This is a genomic window from Stenotrophomonas sp. 86156_Sma (assembly GCF_056481625.1).
Genome location: NZ_CM151157.1, coordinates 4,281,199 through 4,301,532, shown reverse-complemented (window position 1 = coordinate 4,301,532; position 20,334 = coordinate 4,281,199). Strand labels below are relative to the sequence as shown.

Genomic DNA, 20,334 nt, shown 5'->3' with positions numbered 1-20,334 from the left:
GGCCGGCAACCCTTGGATAATGGCCGAAGCCGGCCAGCGGCCGGCACGACCGCAGTGCGATCAATCGCCGCCCTGGTCAGCGTTGGCGGCGCAGCTGAAGCTCTTGCGCTTGTCCACCAGGCGGCCCATCAGGCGGTCGCTCAGCGGCAATGCATCGCCATTGAGGCGCCAGTCGTAGATCACGCTGAAGGCCAGCACGCGCGCGACGTACTCGCGGGTTTCCTTGTAGCTGATGGTCTCGATCCACAGGTCCGGGTCATAACCCGGGCGCTGGCTCTGCCAACGCGCGGTCGGGGTCGGGCCGGCGTTGTAGGCGGCGATGGTCACGTACGGCAGGCCGTCGTACTTGTTCATCAGCTGGCGCAGGTAGGCGGTACCGATGGCGATGTTGGTGTCCGGGTCGTACAGGCTGTCGGCGCCGCCGTAGCCGGTCAGGCCGATCGACTTGGCCACGCCGGCACCGGTGGCCGGCAGCACCTGCATCAGGCCCATGGCGTTGGCAGGCGAGCGCGCGCGCGGGGTGAAGGTGCTCTCGGCGCGGATCTCTGCTGCCACCCAGGCCGGATCGATCGCGTTGCGTGCCGATTCGCGGCGGATGGTGGCGTCGTGGTGCAGCGGGAAACGCAGGTCGTACAGGCGCTGTTCCTGCGGCTGCTTGCCGAGTGCGAACACGGCGCGGTCGAACCAGCCATTGTCCTGCGCCACGCGAACGGCGAGGCGGCGCTGGGTGTCATCGAAGCGCGACAGCGCACTGTTCCATTCGGCCACGGCCCAGCCGGCGCGGTCGATCTGGTACAGCGCCATCGCGCGCTGGATGGCTGGGTCGCGCGCGATCACCGCCTGTGCCTGCGCGCTGTCGTTCGGCTTCCACGGGCACAGCGTGTAGCCCTGCTGCAGTTTGTCGGCGGCGAGGAAACCATGGAAGGTCGGTGCGCGCGCGGCCTCGCGGAACAGCGGCTGCGCCTGTTGGGCCTGGCCGGTCTTCTCCAGCATGCGGCCTTCGAAGTAGCGCCAGCGCGGGTCGCTGCGCTGCTTGCTGCCCATCTTGCGGATCGCGGTCAGCGCTGCCGGCCAGTCGCCGCGCGACATCGCTTCGCGCACGCGCCATTCGTGCAGGCGTTCGTCGTACGCCGATTCCGGCACCGCATTGAGACGGCGCGCCGAATCGGGCAGGTAGGACGCCACCGTCCACAGTGCGATCTGGTACAGCACCTGGCCCTGCTGGTCGGCACTCAGGCCCAGTGCCTGCGCGTACTGCGGCAGCTGCTGTTCGGTGGCGCCGGGATCGGCCTTGGCCAGCTTGGCCAGGCCATCAGTGGCGATGCGCCGGCTGCGCTCGTTGCGCGGCCAGTTCAATGCGCTGGCATTGGGCTTGTCGACGAAGGCGGCGTAGGTGTTGGCCAGCGCCAGATCGGTGGCGGGCAGGCCGCGAGCAGCGCTGCGCATCACCGCCGGTTGCTGCGCGTCGGCGGCGGCATCGATGCGTTCCCAGCGCAGCGCGTCGCTCAGACCACCCTGCGCCTGCAGCACGGCGAAAACGGCATCACAGCCGTCCGGCAGCGACTTGCCGTTCTTGCGCCACAGATCCTGCGCTTCACTGATCCACTGCGGATCGACCTTACCGGTCACCTGGCGCGCGGTCAGCTGCGCACAGCGCAGGCCGGCGTTGTCGGTGGGCGCCCAGTTGGCGAGCAGGGTCGGCCAGTCCTGGCGGCGTGCGACCGAGGGCAGCCACACGCTGCGGAAGGTGGTAGCCACGGCCTGGCCGTCGTAGCGCTTGAGGAAGGCCTGCGCCTGCGCGGTATCGACGGTGTCGATGTTGCGGCGCAGGTTGGCGTACTCCAGCCAGCCGTATGCAGGATGGCGGCTGAGTGCGGCGGCTTGGCCGGGATCGAACTGGCCGCGTTCGGCGGAAGCGATCGCGGCCTTCAGCTGCGCGTTATGGGCGTCGAGGGACTGGGCATTGGCGCAGCCGATCAGCAGCGTGGTGGCCAAGGGCAGCAGGGACAGGGCGGTCGAAGAGCGTCGGGTCATGGCGGGCAGCATAGCGGGCAATGGCTGAATTCAGTTTCGCATTGCGTGCACGCGATGGGTCGGCAACGGCAGCTGAATGCTCGTGCTGCAGGCACTGCCTCGCGAGCCTGCGGGCGACGTAGTGTCGAGCTTGGGCGAACGGCCCGGCTGCAGGGAGCGGCACATGGCGTTCAGTAGCGCAGGAAGAAGCGGCCCGCTGGCGGACATCAATGTCACGCCACTGGTGGATGTGATGCTGGTGCTGTTGATCATCTTCATCGTGACCGCGCCGATCGTGGCCCGGCCGATAGCCGTGCAGTTGCCACAGGCCACCGATCGCGTGGTCGACCGTCCCGAACCGCCACCGCCGATCGAGCTGCGCCTGGACGCTGCCAACCAGCTCAGCTGGAATGGCCAGCCGATGGTGATCAGTGAGCTGCAGGCGCGCCTGCAGGCACAGGCGGGCGAACATGCCGGCAACCTGCCGGAGCTGCGTATCGCCACCGATCCGGCGGCCGAATACGAAGGCATGGCGAGGATTCTGGCCGCAGCCGAGGCGACCGGCATGGAGCGCATTGCGTTCGTGCGGTAGTGCGATGTCTCACTGCCGCTCATGCGGTGATTGCTGCATGAGCGGCGCTTCCCCTGCTGACAGCGTCGCATCCAGGATCCGCAGAAAGGCCATTTCAATCTGCGCTGGAACCGGGGTTGGATGTGCTCGCCACCTTCCGGTCCCAGCGGCACGTTCAACGTCGAAAGCAGTCAACTCGGCTCTCTCGAAATCCACCACAACCGTCAATCCCTCTCCCGAGGCCAAGGCCGCATCGCTGGGAGAGGGGCAGTTGTTGCACTCGATCACGCCGCCTGCTCTCGATTCGCCCGCCAGGGAAAAAAGCAGCGTCATCACCGTCGTGACACCCAGCACCGCACTCACCGCTTTCATGATCGACCCTCCCGCGAATGGCTGGAGGTGCGAGTCTGCGCTGGATCGACTAGCGGCGCCTTCTGAAAGAGGGAATTTCAAACTATTCCTGAAACGGTCCGGCAAAGACCTTTTCCATGAATGTGGCAGCCCCCGGCGCGCGCTGTCGCAGCCGGCATCAAGGCTGCCTGTCGTGAACAATATCGTCCGGTCATAACCTGCAGTCATCTGACGCAATCGGCCTGCAATTGCGTCAATTCCGCGTGAAAGAGTGTCGATCATCACGCCGCGATTTTTACCACTTGTTTACAAAGGAGACGGCGCCGCCATGCAGGGAGGGAGTGCGGCAGCCCTTGTCCCGACATTCCTTTGGAGAGAGAGCGAATGAATCACCTGCACCACCGCCCTTTGGCGGTTGCCGTCGCGCTGTGCGTGATGACCCTGGCACCGTTGGGTGCCGCTGCACAATCCACCACCAACCTCGATGCGGTGGAAGTCACCGGTACCCGCATCAAGCGCGCTGAAGTCGAAGGCCAGGTGCCGATCCAGACGCTGACCCGCGGTGATATCGAACGCACCGGCCTGACCTCGATCGGCGAAGTGCTGCAGCAGCTCACCGGTTCCGGTTCCGCGCTCAATGCCAAGTTCAATTCGTCCGGCAACTTCGGCTTCCCGCCCGATGGCAGTGGTGTCGGTGCTGGCTCGGCGCAGGTGGACCTGCGCCATCTGGGCGCCAAGCGCGTGCTGGTGCTGGTTGACGGCATCCGCTGGGTCAATGAGTCGTCCGCCTCCGGTGTGGGCTCTGCCACCGACCTCAACACCATTCCGCTGGCCATCGTCGAGCGCATCGAAGTGCTCGAAGATGGCGCGTCGTCGCTGTATGGCTCCGATGCCATTGCCGGCGTGGTCAACATCATCACCCGCCGTGATTTCGATGGCGGCCAGGTGACCCTGAACTACGGCGAGTACAGCAAGGGCGATGGCACGCAGAAGGGCGTGGACCTGGCCTGGGGCAAGAGCGGCGACCGCTTCAGCCTGTTCCTCGGCGCCAGCTGGACCAAGCAGGATCCGGTGTTCGCCAAGGACCGCGAGCAGTCGCGCTTCCCGATTCCCGGCACCGGCCTGGCCTTCGGCAGCGGTGGCATTCCGCAGGGCCGTTTCATGTTCACCGACCCGAACACCGGTGCGGTGCAGAACATCGTGCCCAATACCGGCGTGAGCAACCCGCGCTACGACGGCAGTGCCGGCTGCGCGCGCACCGATGACTATCACTGCTTCACCAGTGCTGATCGCTTCAACTTCGCCGAATACAACATGGTGCTGACACCGTCGGAGCGTAAAGGCCTGTTCGGTCAGTTCCGCTTCGACATCACCGACAACGTGCAGTGGTACGTCAAGGCACTGGGCAACCGCCGTGAGTCGACCAACCAGGCCGGCCCGGAGCCGCTGTTCTTCGGTCCCGATGGCGCCACCGGCAATCCGCTGGCCGACAACATCACCGTGTCTGCGCTCAACCCGTACAACCCGTTCGGCTTCGACCTGGTCTCGGGTGACAACCTGAGCCTGATCGGTCGCCGTCCAGTAGAAGGCGGCGCGCGCGTGTTCAAGCAGGAAGTGGACACCACGTATTTCGCCACCGGCTTCGTCGGCAACTTCCAGGCGGCTGACCGCAGCTGGTACTGGGACGTCAACGGCATGTACAGCAAGAACAAGGCCGAACAGACCAACTACGGCAGCTACAACATCTACAACGTCAACATGGCGCTGGGCGATCCGTCCGTCTGTGCGGCGACGCCGGGCTGCGTGCCGCTGAACATCTTCGGCGGTGCCGGTTCGATCACTCCGGACATGCTGAAGTGGATCCAGCCGGTGGTGCGTGACCGCAGCCAGAACGAACTGAGCCTGTTCACCGCCAACCTGTCCAGCGACCTGTTCACGCTGCCGGCCGGCCCGGTGTCGTTCGCTACCGGCTTCGAGTATCGCAAGTACGAGGGTTCGTACCAGCCCGATCCGCTGACGGTGGCGGGCCACTACAACGGCGTGCCTTCGCAGCCGACATCCGGCTCGTATGACGTCAACGAGGCCTACCTGGAGTTGAGCGTGCCGATCTTCGCCGACTCTTCATTCGGCAAGAAGCTGGACCTGAGCCTGGCCGGGCGCTATTCGGACTACTCCACCTTCGGTGGCGAGTTCACGCCCAAGTACGGCCTGCGTTGGCAGGTGACCGACGATTTCGTGCTGCGCACGACCTATGCCGAGGGCTTCCGTGCACCGTCGATCGGTGAGTTGTACGGTTCGGCCGCGCGTGCCGACCTGCAGTTGTTCGATCCATGCTCGGTGGGCCTGGGCGGTACGCCGCCGCGCGGCAGCGCCGCCAACTGTGCCGCGCTGGGCGTGCCGGCCGGCTTCCAGCAGGCCAACTCGCAGATCTCGGTGACCACCGGCGGCAACCGCGAGCTGGATCCGGAGCGCTCGCGCAGTTTCAGTGCCGGATTCGTGTGGAGCCCGTGGTTTGGCAACAACACCTCGTGGTCCGAGCGCTTCGACGTGGAGGTGACCTTCTATCGCCATGCCATCGATGGCGCGATCCAGGCAATCAACGCGCAGACCCAGCTGGACCTGTGCGTGGAAACGCTGGATCCGATCTACTGCGATGGCATCACCCGCGCCAATACCGGTGCAGTGAGCAGCTTCAACAACCGCCTGACCAATCTCGGCTCGATCAAGACCGATGGCTGGGACGTGGATCTGTTCTGGACGTTGCCGCAGAGCTCGATCGGCCAGTTCAAGCTGGGCTGGAAGAACACGTTCGTCGGCCGCTACGAGGCCACCGGTGCGGCGGGCCAGAAGCAGCCGCAGAAGCCGGGCGTGGAAGTGGCCGACAGCTCGATTCCGGAATGGACCAGCAATGCCAGCATCGGCTGGACGCTGGACCGCTGGAGTGCCAACTGGACCGTTCGGCATATCTCCGAATTGACCGAGAACTGCGGTGACGCCTCTGTATTCCCGGTCTGCAGCAACCAGGCCGCAGGCACCAATACGCTGTCGGCCACCACCTTCCATGACATGCAGGTGGGCTACAAGATCGACTGGATGAAGGGGCTGCAGCTGACCGCTGGCCTGAACAACGTGTTCGACAAGGATCCGCCGATCTGCCTGTCGTGCTCGTTGAACGGTTACGACGCTTCGACCTATGACATCCCGCGTGGCCGCTACTGGTACCTGCGCGCGGACCTGCGTTTCTGATGAAGGGACGGCGCCGGGCTCAGCCCGGCGCCGTTGCAGCGTCGAGCCATGCTCGACTCCATGAAGGCGGTCAATCCGGAATGTCCTGTTCCGGGTCATCCTGTTCAAGGCTGGCACGGCGGAACGCGGTGCGTGCCCATCCCAGTCCGGCCACGATCATCATCGGCCCGACCGCGAAGGCGGGCAGTGAGGGAATGCGGAACTGTGGCAGCGTTTGGACCAGCAGGTTGTACAGGATCCAGGCCACCAGGATCAGGCCGATCCCCGCGCACAACAGTCCGAACAGCACCTGTGGAATGCCCATTGCCAATCCCAGCGCGCGCTCGGAGCGGGTGGGAGTGGGGATGGCGCGCAGTTCACGGCCCAGATCGAACCAGAACAGGATCGCTGCGGGCAGGCCGATCAGCAGAAGCAGGATGAAGTAGCCATTGCCTGTAGCGACCATCAGCGGCAGCGAAGAGAACAGGGCCACGAGCGAGAGAGCGAGTTTCGTGCGGGTGCGCATGGCCGGTCGTCCTTGAGGGGAAAGGCGCGAGGTATCCGTCTGCGCGACGCTACACCTGCAAGGTCAGCGCGGCAACGGGGGCGCCGAGCGCCCCCGTTGTGGTGTCGAGCCGTGCTCGACGACCCCGTGTGATCGAGTCGAGCATGGCTCGACGCTACAAGGCCGGTTGGATCAGAACGCCCAGGTGAACGTCAGCGAGCCATTGCGGCCGTCGCCGTAGGCACCGTAGCCGGTGATCTGCGAGTAGTACTTCTTGTCCAGCAGGTTGTTGAGGTTGGCCTGCACGCTGAACTCCGGCGAGATGCGGTAGCGCACGAAGGCACTGACCAGCGCGTAGCCTTCCTGTTCGAAACGGCCCACTACCGGCGCAGCGTAGTAGATGCGGTTCTGCCAGTTGGCACCGCCGCCGACGGTCAGTTCCTGCAGCGATTGCGGGGTGTAGCTGGTGAACAGCTTCAGCGCGGTCTGCGGCAGGTTGGTGTTGATGTCGGCGCCGTTGATGTCCTTGGCCACGTAACGTGAAGCACCGAAGGTCGCGTTCCAGCCCGGTGCCAGTTCGCCGTTCACTTCGAACTCGAAGCCGCGGCTGACGGTGCCACGTGCAGCGATGTAGGCGGTCTCGTTCATTTGCCCGTCGACCTTGTCCATGGTTTCCTGGCCAACGTTGTCCTGCTCGATGCGGAACACTGCCACGGATGCATTCAGCCGGTTGTCGAACCACGCGCCCTTGACGCCGACTTCGTAGCTCTTGCCATCGACCGGATCGAGGTAGCTGCCCTGCTTGTTGCGCAGCGTCTGCGGCTGGAAGATCTCGGTATAGCTGGCGTAGGCGGAGTAGGTATCGTTGATGTCGTAGACCAGTCCGGCATACGGCGTGGTCACTTTGTGCGAGCGGTCGTTGCCTTCGTCTTCGCTCTTCCAGTCGGTGTAGCGCGCACCGATGATCAGCTTCAGTGGATCGGCCAGCGACAGGCGTGCGGCGGCATAGCCGGCCTTTTGGGTGATGGTGCCCTGGCTGGCAAGCTTCAGCGGTCGCCAGTTCGGCTGCGGGAAATCACCGGTCCAGCCGAAGTAGCTGGCCAGCGGCAGGTACTGTGCATTCGGATCGTTGAAGTCAGGCTGGAAATCACCATAGTTGGCGAACTCACGCTTGTTGTAGCTCAGGCCGGCCATGAACTGGTGCTCGCGGCCGAACAGCTGGAACGGCCCATCGATGTAGCCATCGATGCCATCAACCTTGCGCTCGGTGTTGTAGAAGCCGGCCATCGGCGTGATGCCGGCGCCCGTGGTCTTGTTGAACGCGGTGTAGGCCGGATAGAACAGCTTGTCGTCGGCCTTGGTGCGGTCGTGGGTGGCGCCGATCTTGAACTTCCAGCCGTTGCTGAAGGCATGCTGCAGGGTGGCGAACGCACGCTTGCTGGTGGTGTCCCAGTAGGTCCAGTCCGGCGACGGATTGAACGAGGTCGGATAGTTGGTCGGGCTGCCATCGGCGTACCACATCGGGAAGCCGCCCCAGGTCGCGCCGTTGGCGCGCTTCTGCTGGTAGTCGTAGCCCACGCTGAGCTGCGTGTCCGGGGTCAGGTCGGCGTCGATGACGGCATAACCCAGCGTCTTGCGCTGGTTGTAGCGGTCCATCTGACCATCGGTGTCCAGGTAGCTGCCGATCACCCGGCCGCGCACCGTGCCACTGGCGTTCAGCGCGGTGCCCACGTCCACGGTGGTGCGCGTGCGGCCCCAACTGCCGACGTTCACCGAGACGCTGCCGGTCAGTTCTGCGCTGTCGGCGTGTTTGCGGATGAGGTTCACCGAGGCGGACGGATTGCCGGCACCGCTGAGCAGGCCGGTAGCGCCGCGTACCACTTCCACGCGGTCGTACAGCGCAAGATCGAGGCCGGAATCGCCGTAGCTCCAGTTCTGCACCATCTGCGTCGGCAGGCCATCGAACTGGTAGGCATCGATGTAGAAGCCACGCGCGTAGAACTCGGTGCGCTCGCTGTCGGACTGGGTGCTGGTCACGCCGGTGGTGTTGGCCAGCACGTCGATGATGTCGTCCAGCTTCTGATCTTCGATGCGCTGGTGGCTGATGATGCTGACCGACTGCGGGATCTCGCGCGGTGCCAGATCGAAGCGGGTACCGGCCGAGGTGCGGCGCACCGAATAGCCTTCGGCACGTTCGCCCTTGACCACCACCTTGTCCAGCGTGGTCGGATCGGCGGCGGTGTCGGCGAAGGCGGCCGGGGCCACGGCGCAGAGAACGGCAAGCACGGCAACGGACAGCCGCTGCGGCTGCAGGGTACGGAAGGCGGGACGGGTCATGGGGGTCCTGGACGAGCACGCGCGTTCGGCCGGCATCCAGGAGGCGAGGCGCTACGGGTAGGGGAAGGGCGGGCAGGCCGTCCTGGCACCACCGGAAACGAAAGAAATGGTAATACGAACTATTCCTATTTACAAATCATGAACGGTTCGGTGCGCGGGTGCGCCGTGGCGATCAGCGCAGCAACGGCAACGGGTTGCGGGGGCCGTTCGTGCCGTAGATGCCCCAGTGCAGATGCGGCGGCGTGCCCTTGGCATTGCCGCTGTCGCCCACGTGGCCGAGCAGGTCACCGGCCTGCACCACCTGGCCGCGCGCCAGGCCCTCGGCCCAGCCTTCCAGATGCGCGTAGTAGTAGCGTTCCCGCCCGGGCCCGATCACCCAGACCTGGCGACCACCGAGGCCGCGTTCGCTGACATCCGCGATGACGCCGGCAGTGACGCTGCGCACCGGCGTGCCGCGCTGGGCGAAGATATCGATGCCGGCGTGGGAGCGGTCGCGGCCGCGCGGCGCGCCGAAGGTATCGGCGATCTGGCGGGGGCGCACACCCTCCACCGGCACCGGGAGTTCGGTGGCCGGCGGCATCTGCGCGAGTGTCCACAGCATCTTTGGTGCGGCGGCCCAGGGACTGTTCCACAGCGCCATCGCGGCAACGACGGCAATGGCCAGCCACAGGCCGCGCAGCAGCCAGCGGCGCAGGCGACCGGCAGGAGAGGACGGAGTGCTCATGGTCTCCGACTGTAGCGTCGAGCCATGCTCGACGGCTGTTGCTTTGCGGTAAAAACGCAGTCGAGCATGGCTCGACGCTACAGAACCGGTGCCAGCGGGACCTCGAAACTCCGCTTCAAGGTGCCCAGTGCCACCGAGGTACGGAAGCGCTCGATGTTGTCATCGCCACCGAACAAGCGCTCGGTGATCGCCTCGTACTCCTCCATCGACGCCGCCGAAAGCAACAGCAGGAAATCGCCATCGCCGGTGATCGAGTAGCACTGCTGCACGGCCGGGTCGTCCTGCACGCGACGCTTGAACGGCGCCACGCGTTCGCGCTGCTCGCTGACCACGCGCACCTCGACGATGATGGTCAGCGGCCGCCCGACCTTGGCGGCGGCGACCACCGCTACATTGGCCGCGATCACGCCGCTGTCCTGCAGGCGCTTGATGCGGCGCTGCACGGCCGGGGTGGACAGGTGCACGGCCTCGGCGATTTCGCGCTGCGGCAGGGTGTTGTCCCGCTGCAGCAGGTCGAGGATGGCGCGGTCGAAGCTGTCGAGCACGGGGGCGATGGCCATGGCGAGCAGAAGTTGCACGAACGGGCCGTCAATTGAGCCAAGTGCTCGGCGCCGGCGCAATAGACTTTGCGCATGCAGACCTCACGACTCGCGCCGATGTTGCCGGCGCTGGCGGTGCTCGGCTCGGTCACATCGCTGGCCATCGGCACCTCCTACGCAAAACACCTGTTCCCGCTGATCGGTGCCCAGGGCACCAGCGCGCTGCGCGTGGGCTTTTCGGCGCTGTTGCTGCTGCTGTTCTGGCGGCCATGGCGCTGGAAGACCAGCCGCGTGGATGGGATCACCATCCTGCGCTACGGGCTCACCCTGGGCCTGATGAACCTGCTGTTCTACATGGCCCTGCGCACGATCCCTTTCGGCATCGCGGTGGCCATCGAGTTCACCGGCCCGCTGACGGTGGCGATGCTGTCATCACGACGACCGATCGACTTCCTGTGGGTGGGCTGCGCGGCGGTGGGGCTGCTGTTGCTGTTGCCGATCGGTGGCGGCCCGGCGCTGGATCCGGCCGGCGTGCTGTATGCCATGGGTGCGGCGGCGTGCTGGGGCCTGTACATCGTGTTCGGCAAGCGTGCCGGCCATCTGCACGCCGGGCATTCGGTGTCGCTGGGGCTGCTGGCGGCGTCGCTGGTGGTGGTGCCGGTGGGCGTGGTGCATGCCGGCGCCGCACTGCTCGATCCGAAGATCCTGGCGGCCGGCCTGCTGGTGGCGCTGGTGTCCAGCGCGATTCCGATGTCGCTGGAGATGATGGCGCTCAAGCGCCTGCCCAAGGAGACCTTCGGCATCCTGATCAGCATGGAGCCGGCAGTGGCCGCGCTGTGGGCGATGCTGCTGCTGCACGAGCACCTGCATGGATTGCAGTGGCTGGCGATCGGCTGCACGGTGCTGGCCTCGGTGGGCAGCACGATGACCGCGCGGCGGCTGAAGGTGCCGGTGGTGCAGGCGGGGTAGCGCCGGGCCATGCCCGGCGGAGAGCGTGCCAACCAAGGTTGGCACCCACCAGGAGCGGTCAGCGCAGGGCGTCGGCCGGGACGTCGATCTGCATCGCCAGGGCGAGGTGATCGGAGAACGCGGCCGGTACGGCTTCCACGGTGCGGGTCTGCAGGCCGCTGCTGACCAGGATGTGGTCGATGGCGCGATCGGGGCGCCAGCTGGGGAAGGTCGGCACGATGCAGCCGGGGGGCTGCAGCCGGGTCTTCTGGTACAGCACCTGCATTTCCGGGCGTTCGGCCAGGCAGTTGAAGTCGCCCATCAGGACGGCATTGGGATGGTCGGACAGCAGCTCGGCAATGAAGCCCAGCTGCGACATCCGCGAACCCGCGCCCAGCGACAGATGGGCTACCGCTACCGCCAGGCCATCGGCGCCGTCGCCGAACTTGGCCAGCAGCACGCCGCGCCCGCCGATGCGGCCGGGCAGGGCGTGATCCTGCACTTCCACCGGTTCCAGCTTGCTCAGCAGGCCGTTGGCGCTGGAGGCGACCCCGCCCATGCGCCGGTTCGGCTGGTGGCTCCAGTAGTTGAAGCCGGCACGCTGGGCCAGGTAGTGGGTCTGGTTGGTGAAGCCCGAGCGCAGGCTGCCCGGGTCGGCCTCCTGCAGGCCGACGATGTCATGTTCGCGCGCCAGGGTGGCGATCGCGTCCAGGCTGCTGCGCTTGCGGCCCGCCGGCAGCGCATGTGACCAGCTGCGGGTCACATAGTCGCTGTAGCGGCGGGTACTTGAGCCGGCCTGGATGTTGGCCGTCAGCAAGCGCAGGGTCCGTGTACGGGGGGAATTCACGGCCGGGAAACGCTTCTCTTGGATCAGTGAGCCTGGGCCGCACCGCGTTCGCGGGCGATCAGGTGGTCGGCAATGCGCAGCATGTCCGGGAAGCTCTTGCCCTTCACCAGGTACTTGCCGTTGACGATGATCGACGGGGTGCCGCTGATCTGGCTGCGCTGGGCGAACTGCTTGGCCGAGTTGGTCTTGGCATTCACCGCGAAGCTGCCCATGGTGGCGGCGAACTGCTTCGGATCCACGCCGTAGGCACCGTAGAACTTGGCGATGTCGTCAACCGAGTCACGGCCGCGCTCGCCCTTCAGGGTCTTCTGCGAGTGGATGGCGGCGTACAGCGCTTCGTGGGTCTTTTCCTGCACGCCCAGGGTCTGCGCGGCGTAGAAGGCACGGGCGTAGTCATCCCAGGTGCCGCCGAACATGGCCGGCACGTAGACGAAGTTCACGTCGCTCGGCAGGCCGGCCTTCCACGGGCCGACCAGCGGCTGGAACGCGGCGCAGGCTGGGCAGACATAGCCGAAGATCTCGGTCACTTCGATCTTGCCGGCGGCCGGCTGGAACGGCTGGCCGTTCGGGATCACCTGGTAGTCGGCGCCTTCCACCGGGGCCGGGCCGGTCAGCGCGGCAGTGGTCGGGGCCGGTGCGGCGGCCGGTGCCGCCTCAGCCGCGGCCTTCTCGCCTTCGGCAGCGGCCGGGGCGGCGCCTTCGGTACCCGCGGCCGGAGCGGCCGGTTCGGTGGTCGCCGGAGCTGCAGCCGGTTCGGCCGGGGCCGCGGTGGTGTTGGTGCTGCCGTCGTCGGCCTTGCAGGCCGCTAGGATCGGCAGCAGCGCTGCGAGGGCGAGGGCGTAACGGATCTTCATGGAAACGTCTCCAGCATCTGGAAAGGTGGGGCCGGCGTCATGCGCCGGCCAGGGGGAAATGATGACACGCAGCGGCGACAGCGCCGTGTCGGTGGTGGGTGTTGGTTCAGCGGCCGCGGGCGGCGCGGGCCTGGGCGATCAGCGCCGAGGCGATGCGCAGCTGGTCGTCGAAGCTGTCGCCACGGACCAGGTACTGGCCGTTGATGATCAGCGCCGGGGTCCCGGGGATCTTGGTGCGCTGGGCGAACGCGCGGGCGGCATCGACCTTCTTCTGTACGGCATCGCCGCGCAGGGCCTGCAGGTAACGGTCCGGGGTCACGCCGTAGGCCTTGTAGAAGGTGGCGAGCTCATCGGCCGAAACGTTCTGCATCGGCAGCGAGCCGTCCTGGTGCAGGGCCTTGAACACGGCGCCATGGCTGCGCTTGGCCACGCCGACTTCGTCGGCGGCGTAGTAGGCCAGTGCCCAGGCATCCCAGGCGCCGCCGAAGGCTGCCGGTACCGGAGTGAAGCGCACATCGGCCGGCAGCTTGGCTGCCCAGGCTTCCAGCTGCGGTTCGAAACGGGCGCAGTGCGGGCAGGTGTAGCCGAAGACCTCGACCACCTCGATCTTGCCGGCCAGCGGCTGGAACGGGCCCGGCTGGGCGATGCGCTCGTAGTCCTTGCCTTCAACCAGCGGGGCATTGGCGGGGGTGGCGGCGCAGGCTACCAGCGGCAGCAGCACCAGCACAGACAACAGCAGGCGGGAAATCAACCTCATCGACACGCATCTCCGTTGAAAAAAGCAACGCCGGCGCGGTCGCCGGCGTGAAGGAAACATACCGCAGCCGCGGGCCGGCGTGGCGACCCGGGCCGACCAGTGGTGGTCAGGGGGCGGCAGCCGGTTGTGCCGGCGCGGTGGCAACGGCCACGTCGTCGGCCTTGTTGTGCAGGCCCTGCAGGTAGCTCGACAGCGCCTGCACCTCCTGCTCGCTCAGCTTCTGCGCAACCGCAGCCATGATCTGGAAGTGCGCCTTGTCGGTCTCGTTGGTCTGGCCGGCCTGGTATTCCTGCAGGCGGCGCGCGACATAGCTGGCATGCTGGCCACCGATGTGCGGATAGGCCGGCCCCGGATTACCGGCGCCACTGGGGCCGTGGCAGGCCATGCAGGCCGGCAGGCCACGCTTGGCATCGCCGCCACGGTACAGCTGCTGGCCGATCTCGTAGAACTTCATGCCCTTGTAGGGGCCGTCGGTGACCGCCGTGTCATCGGCGATGCCGGCAGTGGCCTTCTGCGTGGCGAAGAACGCGCCGATGTCGCGCATGTCCTGCGGGGTGAGGTTCTGCACGAACGGCACCATCGCCACCGCCGCGCCGGAGCTGCGCTGCCCATTGGCGATCAGGGCCATCTGCTGGGCGACGTAGCGTTCGCTCTGGCCGGCGATGGACGGGTACATCTCCACCGTGGAGTTGCCGTCGGCGCCATGGCAGGCCGCGCAGGCCGAGGCCTTGGTCTGGCCGGCCTTGGCATCGCCCCAGTGGGTCTTGCTGAAATCGACCTCCAGCGAGGCGGTGTTGATCGGCCCGTTGTCGGGCAGCGGGGTCAACGTGGTCTGCGCGAACGCAGCAGCGGCAACAACTATGGCAGTGGCAAGGGCGGATACGGCAAGAACGCGAGCGTGGCGCATGCTAAAGCTCCGTATGGACCGGGCCGGGCGGCAGCCACGGCATCGTCCGGATTATCAACGCCGTTTCCGCGCACGGTCAACGCAGCAGTGCAGCATTTTCCCGGCGGAGGGCCCGGGGCCGGGCGCGCGGTGCCACAACATGCGATCCTATGCACATGTCATTGCTCATCGAACGCGCTCAATACCACCTCTCTGCCCACAACATGGGGCAGCTGCCGCCCGATGAGGGGGCCGAAGTGGCCTTTGCGGGCCGCTCCAACGCCGGCAAGTCCAGTGCTCTCAACGCATTGACCCGCCAGAACAGCCTGGCCCGGGTCTCCAAGACCCCCGGCCGCACCCAGCAGCTGGTGTTCTTCCAGGTGACCCCGGAAGCCCATCTGGTCGATCTGCCCGGTTACGGCTACGCCAAGGTGCCGCTGGACCTGCAGGCGCACTGGCAGGCCTTCATCGACCGCTACTTCCGCACCCGCAATGCGCTGAGGGGCCTGGTGGTGGTGATGGATATCCGCCACCCGCTGAAGGACTACGACCGGCAGATGCTGGCCTATGCCGTGCAGCGTGGCCTGCCGGCGCATGCGTTGCTGACCAAGGCCGACAAGCTGAGCCGCAGCCAGCAGATGCAGACCCTGCAGAAGGTGCGCAAGGAACTGCACTCCTCCTTCGGTGATACGGTCAGCGTGCAGGTGTTCTCCGGCGCCGCCCGCACCGGTGTGGACGAAGCCCGCGGCATCATCGGCGGCTGGCTGGGGCTGGAATAAGGCATTTCCGGTCGCCCGGCTGGCAGCCGGGCGCTACCGCTCTGATGCCCGGTAGTGCCGGCCGCTGGCCGGCAACGCCACCAGGCCCGGCGGCACCTCATTTCAACGGCGAATACTCCGCCGGCACCCACGCATAGGCCTTGCCCTCGCCACGCACATGGCCCAGACCGGGGAATGGCAGGTGCGCACCGGCCACCCACCAACCGTTGGCGGTGGCCTGCTGCAGCAGGCCGCGACGGCTGGCGATGGCCGCCTTGCGGTCCGAATCGGCCTCGAAGGCCGCCTCCGGGTGCGCGAACTGCACTGCGTGGAAGTGCAGCACATCACCCCACACCAGTAGCGACTGGCCCTGGCTGTCGAACCGGTAGGAGACATGGCCGGGCGTATGGCCATGGGTGTCCATCGCCACCGCGCCACCGGGCAGGGCATCGCCGGGGCTGAAGGTGCGCAGGTGGCCGCTGGCCTGATAGGGCGCTACCGCGTTGCGCGCCAGCGGGAAGGCAAAGCGCACGCCCTTTGGCGCGCTGGCCTCGCTGGCCGGGTTGAGCCAGTAGTCGGCATCGGCCTTGGACAGCCACACCGTGGCATTCGGGTAGGCCGGCTTGCCCTGCGCGTCGAGCACGCCGCACAGATGGTCCGGATGGGCGTGGGTCAGCAGCACCTCATCCACCTCGGCCGGGTCCACGCCGGAGGCGCGCAGGTTGCCCAGCACCTGGCCCAGGCCGGGGCCGAAGCACTGCGCGGTACCGGTATCGACCAGGGTCAGGTGGTTGCCTTGGCGCACCAGGAAAGCGTTGATCGCGGTCTGCAGGCCCTTCTTGTCTTCGGGCACGTAACGGCCTTCCAGCAGGCGGCTGACCAGCGTCGGCGGCACGTCCACGACTTCCTGCCGGCCCAGCGCGACCACGCCATCGAACAGAGCGGTGACCTGCAGCGCACCGACGCGCTGGTGGTAGACGCCGGGGACCTGCTGGGTGGGGGCAGGCGACGTGGTTTCGGCCAGCGCGGCCAGTGGCAGGGATGACAGGGCCAACAGCAGGGCGCGGTGCAGCGGCAGGGGACGCAGGGTCATGGTGGTTCTCGGTGGACGACGGGCGGTTCCGTTGCCGTATAGCGTGCCGTGGTCGACGTGTGTGCGGCGCTCAAACCACTACGCGGAATGCTCAGGGAAGGGGTGTTGTCTGCAGGGCTGCGCCCTGCACCCGTAGAGGCAACAGCAACGGCCGAAGCAACAGCAACAGCGGGTTATCCGTGGGATGGCGGGGTGGGTCCGGTTGCGGGGGGCGCTGCAAGTCCCCCTCCGGGGCCCGGCCCAGCCGCTGGCGGCTGTGCGTTCGGGCGCTTGCGAAGCAGTGCTTCGCAAGCAAAGCGCCCTCACCCATGTAAGCTCGGTCGCCGCTTGCTCGTGTGCGCTGTCCTGCGCACACGGCAAGACCGGGGTTGGGCGTCCTGCCCAACCCGCCCGAGGCATGCCTCGGGCCCATGCGGCTCACGCCCCCGCAACCGGACCCACCCCGCCTTCGACAGTTTTCTGCGATCTGTCGGAACGGCAAACTGCTCTGGTGGGTGTCGACCTTGGTCGACACAGTAGATCCACGCCATGCGTGGATGACTCATTCGATATCTGAGAGAAAAATCGTGTCGACCAAGGTCGACACCTACCAACAGCCGCGCGGAACAAAGCCGCAGTTGCCAACAGCCGAGTGAACCTGTCGAAGGTGGGGCGGTGTGGGTGGGCAGGACCGTTGGCGCCATGGATGGCGCCATCGAGCCCCCATGGATGGGTTTACGGCGTGTCCTGCCCACCCACACCGCCCCGCCTTCCCTCGGATAGCCGCTGTTGCTGTTGCCTCGGCTGTTGCTGTTGCTTCGGCCGTTGCCGTTGCCGTTGCCTCTGCGGGTGCAGGGCGCAGCCCTGCCGAACCCCTTCAAATGTCTGTGGGAGCCAGCCCGTACTGCTCGGCGAAGCGCTTGCTGAAACTCGCCGCAGACCGGTAGCCCGCGCGTGCTGCGACGGTTTTCAATGGCAGGTCCGTGGTGTAGAGCAGCTGCATGCCATGCGCCAGCCTGGCCTCGGTGAGCAGCTGGCGCAGGCTGGTGTCCTCGGCGGCGAGACGACGACGCAGGGTCGCACCGCTCAGCGCGAACTGTTCTTCCACATCACGCGATTGCCAGTCGCGTGCCGGTTCGGCGGCGATGCGGTCGCGGATCTGTTCGCCCAGGCTCGGTGCCTGTGGCAGCAAGAGGTTGCCGTGGCCCTGCCGGCACAGGGTCAATACCAGCGAGGCCAGCGCCAATCGTGCCTCGCTGTAGCGGCCGTCCTGCAGCGATTGCCGCCACTGGCGCAGCACCGGGCCATGGTCGATCAACGGCAGACGTGTCATCGCCTGGCCCGGCGCGGGAAGGTCCTCGCTCCACAGCGTGCGTGCGGCCGCCAGCACTTCGGCACACAGCGGCACGATGGCACTGAGGTAGCGGCCGGTCCCCGGGTCGGGCGTGTTGACCACATCGATCCGGCAGCGCTGGGTCAGCAGCAGGATGTCGCCGGGGATGAATTCCAGCGACTGGTGCGCGGTGCGCACCTGCTTGCGGCCCTCCAGCAGGATCGCGAACTGCGGTTGCGGAATCTCCACCGAGCTGGCGCCATGCTCGCGACGGGCGGTGATGCAGGCATAGCCTTCGGCGCGCTCACAGCCCGCCAGACTGGCCATCTCGGCCAGCAGTGCGGTGGCCGGGGGCAGCATGGCGGTCATGTCACGTGTGCGCCGAGCAGGCGACCGACGCCGGCGGCCGCGGCCATCGCCAACGCGCCCCAGAACATCACCCGGATCGCGCCGCGTACCGGCGGTGCGCCGCCGGCCTGGGCCGCCATCGCGCCGGTCAGGCACAGGCCGAGCAGGGTGCTGGCGGTGGTCATCATCGCGACCTTGTCGACCGGCGCGAGCAGCGCGGTCAGCACCGGCAGTGCCGCACCACAGGTGAAGGCGCCGGCCGAGGCCAGCGCTGCCTGCAGCGGGCGCGCGCGCAGGGTATCGGTGATGCCCAGCTCGTCGCGGGCGTGGGCGCCCAGTGCGTCGTGGGCGGTGAGCTGCTCGGCCACCTGCCGCGCCAGCGCCGGCTCCAGGCCGCGGTGGCGGTAGATCGCGGTCAGCTCTTCCAGCTCGCTGTGCGGATCTTCGTGCAGTTCGCGCTTTTCCATCGCCAGGTCGGCGTCTTCGGTGTCGGCCTGGGTCTGCACGGAGACATACTCTCCAGCAGCCATCGACATCGCGCCGGCCACGGTGCCAGCCACGCCGGTGGCCAGAATGGTCGCTGCGGAGGCGCCGCTGGCGGCCACGCCGACCACCAGGCCGGCCACCGAGACGATGCCATCGTTGGCCCCCAGCACGGCGGCACGCAGCCAGCCGACGCGCTCGGAGCGGTGCAGTTCGGGGTGTCGTGAATGGCGGCTCATGGCCCCGAGTGTACGAGGGTCAAGAGGGCGTCGGTAGGATGCTGAAAACCGTCTCCGTCGCATGACGCAACGGGTCGCCACGCTATAGTGCGCCCTTGCGATGGAAGGCTCCGAGCCCCACATCCCCCGCCACTGTCCAGCGAGCCTTCCCCTTGTCGAGCCCCAGCCACGTCGCCGATACACCCATTACCGACCGCTCGCAGCTGGTGGAGGTGATCGCCTCCGGCGAGAAACCCCGCGCGCAGTGGCGCATCGGCACCGAGCACGAGAAGTTCGGGTTCCGCCTGGATGACCTGCGCCCGCCGACCTTTGAAGGCGAGCGCGGCATCGAAGCGCTGCTCAACGGCCTGGTCCGCTTCGGCTGGGAGCCGGTGCAGGAGAATGGCAACACCATCGCCCTGCTGCGCGATGGTGCCTCGGTGACGCTGGAACCTGCCGGTCAGTTGGAACTGTCCGGAGCGGCGCTGGAGACCATCCACCAGACCTGCGTGGAGACCGGCACCCATCTCAACGAAGTGGCACAGGTGGCCGGTGAGCTGCAGCTCGGCTTCCTCGGCATGGGCTTCCAGCCGAAATGGAAGCGCGATGAAATGCCGTGGATGCCGAAGGGCCGCTACAAGATCATGCGCGCCTACATGCCCAAGGTCGGCTCGCTGGGCCTGGACATGATGACCCGCACCTGCACGGTGCAGGTGAACCTGGATTACGCCACCGAAGCGGACATGGTGAAGAAGTTCCGCGTGTCGCTGGCGCTGCAGCCGATCGCCACCGCGCTGTTCGCCGATTCGCCGTTCACCGAAGGCAAGCCCAACGGCTACCTGAGCTACCGCTCGCACATCTGGACCGACACCGACGCCGACCGCACCGGCATGCTCGACTTCGTGTTCGAGGATGGCTTCGGTTACGAGCGCTATGTCGATTACCTGCTCGACGTGCCGATGTATTTCTCCTACCGCGATGGCATCTACCACGACGCCAGCGGGCAGAGCTTCCGCGATTTCATGCAGGCCAAGCTGCCGGTGCTGCCGGGCGCGCTGCCGACGCTGCGCGACTGGTCGGACCACATGACCACCGCGTTCCCGGAAGTGCGCCTGAAGAAGTATCTGGAAATGCGCGGTGCCGACGGTGGCCCGTGGAGCCGCCTGTGTGCGCTGCCGGCATTCTGGGTGGGCTTGTTGTACGACGACACCGCACTGGATGCGGCCTGGGACCTGGTACGTGATTTCACCCTGGCCGAGCGCCATGCACTGCGCGACGGCGTGCCGAAGCATGCGATGAACCTGCCGTTCCGCACTGGCAGCGTGCGCGACCTGGCCCGTGAAGCGGTGAAGATTTCCGTCGAAGGCCTCAAGCGCCGCGCGGCGCGCAATGCCGACGGCCAGGACGAGAGCAAGTTCCTGGACGTGCTGCAGGAGATCGTCGAGTCCGGCCTGACCCCGGCCGAACGCAAGCTGGCGCTGTTCCATGGCCGCTGGCACGGCGACGTCGATCCGGTGTTCCGCGAGTTCGCGTACTGACACTGTTCCGGCGGGTGCCAACCGGGG

Annotated in this window: 18 protein-coding genes; 5 read left to right on the top strand and 13 right to left on the bottom strand. The window is 66.8% G+C overall.

The annotated features are described in order from the left end of the window. Positions 1–60: 60 nt before the first annotated feature. On the bottom strand, positions 61–2,046 hold the full coding sequence (locus ACZK33_RS19900; RefSeq protein ID WP_478455109.1) for a transglycosylase SLT domain-containing protein: 1,986 nt from the start codon (positions 2,044–2,046) through the stop codon (positions 61–63). 151 nt (positions 2,047–2,197) lie between these two features. On the opposite strand from ACZK33_RS19900, the gene ACZK33_RS19895 reads away from it, so the two are divergent. Further along, positions 2,198–2,605, top strand: coding sequence for an ExbD/TolR family protein (locus tag ACZK33_RS19895; RefSeq protein ID WP_071229521.1), 408 nt, complete (start codon positions 2,198–2,200; stop codon positions 2,603–2,605). 9 nt (positions 2,606–2,614) lie between these two features. Here ACZK33_RS19895 and ACZK33_RS19890 read toward each other — a convergent pair whose 3' ends face one another. Next, entirely contained in the window at positions 2,615–3,217 is a 603-nt protein-coding gene (locus ACZK33_RS19890) for a hypothetical protein (RefSeq protein WP_329894251.1), read from the bottom strand. 102 nt (positions 3,218–3,319) lie between these two features. On the opposite strand from ACZK33_RS19890, the gene ACZK33_RS19885 reads away from it, so the two are divergent. After that, positions 3,320–6,181, top strand: a complete 2,862-nt coding sequence (locus ACZK33_RS19885) for a TonB-dependent receptor (RefSeq protein WP_032128961.1) — start codon at positions 3,320–3,322, stop codon at positions 6,179–6,181. Positions 6,182–6,251: 70 nt separating this feature from the next. Here ACZK33_RS19885 and ACZK33_RS19880 read toward each other — a convergent pair whose 3' ends face one another. The 4 genes from ACZK33_RS19880 to ACZK33_RS19865 form a co-directional block, all read right to left on the bottom strand. Next, the gene (locus ACZK33_RS19880; RefSeq protein ID WP_423175709.1) at positions 6,252–6,686 is read right to left on the bottom strand and encodes a hypothetical protein; all 435 of its coding nucleotides are present in this window, start codon (positions 6,684–6,686) and stop codon (positions 6,252–6,254) included. A 171-nt stretch (positions 6,687–6,857) separates the two neighbouring features. Next, a complete protein-coding gene (gene fhuE / locus ACZK33_RS19875; RefSeq protein WP_121504386.1) occupies positions 6,858–9,002 on the bottom strand; it encodes a ferric-rhodotorulic acid/ferric-coprogen receptor FhuE in 2,145 nt (714 codons plus the stop codon). Between the two features lie 172 nt (positions 9,003–9,174). Further along, positions 9,175–9,726 carry a M23 family metallopeptidase gene (locus tag ACZK33_RS19870; RefSeq protein WP_071229523.1) on the bottom strand — a complete coding sequence of 184 codons (552 nt, stop codon included), beginning with the start codon at positions 9,724–9,726 and terminating at the stop codon, positions 9,175–9,177. A gap of 77 nt (positions 9,727–9,803) precedes the next feature. Beyond that, positions 9,804–10,286, bottom strand: coding sequence for an Lrp/AsnC family transcriptional regulator (locus ACZK33_RS19865; RefSeq protein ID WP_032128965.1), 483 nt, complete (start codon positions 10,284–10,286; stop codon positions 9,804–9,806). A 72-nt stretch (positions 10,287–10,358) separates the two neighbouring features. Between ACZK33_RS19865 and ACZK33_RS19860 the strand changes: the two genes are divergently transcribed. After that, positions 10,359–11,234: an EamA family transporter gene (locus ACZK33_RS19860; protein ID WP_423175711.1), complete on the top strand. Its 876-nt coding sequence runs from the start codon at positions 10,359–10,361 to the stop codon at positions 11,232–11,234. Positions 11,235–11,292: 58 nt separating this feature from the next. On the opposite strand, the gene ACZK33_RS19855 is transcribed toward ACZK33_RS19860, so the two are convergent. From ACZK33_RS19855 to ACZK33_RS19840, 4 genes are all read right to left on the bottom strand, one after another. Continuing rightward, positions 11,293–12,030, bottom strand: coding sequence for an endonuclease/exonuclease/phosphatase family protein (locus ACZK33_RS19855; RefSeq protein WP_005419292.1), 738 nt, complete (start codon positions 12,028–12,030; stop codon positions 11,293–11,295). Positions 12,031–12,083: 53 nt separating this feature from the next. After that, positions 12,084–12,914 carry a thiol:disulfide interchange protein DsbA/DsbL gene (locus tag ACZK33_RS19850; RefSeq protein WP_423175713.1) on the bottom strand — a complete coding sequence of 277 codons (831 nt, stop codon included), beginning with the start codon at positions 12,912–12,914 and terminating at the stop codon, positions 12,084–12,086. A 106-nt stretch (positions 12,915–13,020) separates the two neighbouring features. Beyond that, positions 13,021–13,671: a thiol:disulfide interchange protein DsbA/DsbL gene (locus tag ACZK33_RS19845; RefSeq protein ID WP_049400466.1), complete on the bottom strand. Its 651-nt coding sequence runs from the start codon at positions 13,669–13,671 to the stop codon at positions 13,021–13,023. Between the two features lie 106 nt (positions 13,672–13,777). Then, on the bottom strand, positions 13,778–14,578 hold the full coding sequence (locus tag ACZK33_RS19840) for a c-type cytochrome (RefSeq protein ID WP_180838418.1): 801 nt from the start codon (positions 14,576–14,578) through the stop codon (positions 13,778–13,780). Positions 14,579–14,733: 155 nt separating this feature from the next. Here ACZK33_RS19840 and yihA point away from each other — a divergent pair, with 155 nt between their 5' ends. After that, entirely contained in the window at positions 14,734–15,336 is a 603-nt protein-coding gene (yihA, locus tag ACZK33_RS19835; protein WP_041864681.1) for a ribosome biogenesis GTP-binding protein YihA/YsxC, read from the top strand. 97 nt (positions 15,337–15,433) lie between these two features. Here yihA and ACZK33_RS19830 read toward each other — a convergent pair whose 3' ends face one another. The 3 genes from ACZK33_RS19830 to ACZK33_RS19820 all read right to left on the bottom strand — a co-directional run bounded on the left by ACZK33_RS19830 (position 15,434) and on the right by ACZK33_RS19820 (position 18,790). Beyond that, positions 15,434–16,408, bottom strand: a complete 975-nt coding sequence (locus ACZK33_RS19830; protein WP_478453777.1) for an MBL fold metallo-hydrolase — start codon at positions 16,406–16,408, stop codon at positions 15,434–15,436. 856 nt (positions 16,409–17,264) lie between these two features. Continuing rightward, positions 17,265–18,089, bottom strand: a complete 825-nt coding sequence (locus ACZK33_RS19825; RefSeq protein WP_423175565.1) for a helix-turn-helix transcriptional regulator — start codon at positions 18,087–18,089, stop codon at positions 17,265–17,267. After that, positions 18,086–18,790: a VIT1/CCC1 transporter family protein gene (locus tag ACZK33_RS19820; RefSeq protein WP_049421856.1), complete on the bottom strand. Its 705-nt coding sequence runs from the start codon at positions 18,788–18,790 to the stop codon at positions 18,086–18,088. Before ACZK33_RS19820 ends, ACZK33_RS19825 begins: the two co-directional genes overlap by 4 nt. A 152-nt stretch (positions 18,791–18,942) precedes the next feature. On the opposite strand from ACZK33_RS19820, the gene ACZK33_RS19815 reads away from it, so the two are divergent. After that, complete coding sequence (locus ACZK33_RS19815; RefSeq protein ID WP_032129893.1) at positions 18,943–20,307, top strand: glutamate--cysteine ligase; 1,365 nt, start codon at positions 18,943–18,945, stop codon at positions 20,305–20,307. Positions 20,308–20,334: the final 27 nt, after the last annotated feature.

Bases quoted from the DNA above. Each gene is read 5' to 3' on its own strand.
- ACZK33_RS19900 (WP_478455109.1), bottom strand. From the start codon at position 2,046: ATGCTGCCCGCCATGACCCGACGCTCTTCGACCGCCCTGTCCCTGCTG.
- ACZK33_RS19895 (WP_071229521.1), top strand. From the start codon at position 2,198: ATGGCGTTCAGTAGCGCAGGAAGAAGCGGCCCGCTGGCGGACATCAAT.
- ACZK33_RS19890 (WP_329894251.1), bottom strand. From the start codon at position 3,217: ATGATCGACACTCTTTCACGCGGAATTGACGCAATTGCAGGCCGATTG.
- ACZK33_RS19885 (WP_032128961.1), top strand. From the start codon at position 3,320: ATGAATCACCTGCACCACCGCCCTTTGGCGGTTGCCGTCGCGCTGTGC.
- ACZK33_RS19880 (WP_423175709.1), bottom strand. From the start codon at position 6,686: ATGCGCACCCGCACGAAACTCGCTCTCTCGCTCGTGGCCCTGTTCTCT.
- fhuE (WP_121504386.1), bottom strand. From the start codon at position 9,002: ATGACCCGTCCCGCCTTCCGTACCCTGCAGCCGCAGCGGCTGTCCGTT.
- ACZK33_RS19870 (WP_071229523.1), bottom strand. From the start codon at position 9,726: ATGAGCACTCCGTCCTCTCCTGCCGGTCGCCTGCGCCGCTGGCTGCTG.
- ACZK33_RS19865 (WP_032128965.1), bottom strand. From the start codon at position 10,286: ATGGCCATCGCCCCCGTGCTCGACAGCTTCGACCGCGCCATCCTCGAC.
- ACZK33_RS19860 (WP_423175711.1), top strand. From the start codon at position 10,359: ATGCAGACCTCACGACTCGCGCCGATGTTGCCGGCGCTGGCGGTGCTC.
- ACZK33_RS19850 (WP_423175713.1), bottom strand. From the start codon at position 12,914: ATGAAGATCCGTTACGCCCTCGCCCTCGCAGCGCTGCTGCCGATCCTA.
- ACZK33_RS19845 (WP_049400466.1), bottom strand. From the start codon at position 13,671: ATGAGGTTGATTTCCCGCCTGCTGTTGTCTGTGCTGGTGCTGCTGCCG.
- ACZK33_RS19840 (WP_180838418.1), bottom strand. From the start codon at position 14,578: ATGCGCCACGCTCGCGTTCTTGCCGTATCCGCCCTTGCCACTGCCATA.
- yihA (WP_041864681.1), top strand. From the start codon at position 14,734: ATGTCATTGCTCATCGAACGCGCTCAATACCACCTCTCTGCCCACAAC.
- ACZK33_RS19830 (WP_478453777.1), bottom strand. From the start codon at position 16,408: ATGACCCTGCGTCCCCTGCCGCTGCACCGCGCCCTGCTGTTGGCCCTG.
- ACZK33_RS19825 (WP_423175565.1), bottom strand. From the start codon at position 18,089: ATGACCGCCATGCTGCCCCCGGCCACCGCACTGCTGGCCGAGATGGCC.
- ACZK33_RS19820 (WP_049421856.1), bottom strand. From the start codon at position 18,790: ATGAGCCGCCATTCACGACACCCCGAACTGCACCGCTCCGAGCGCGTC.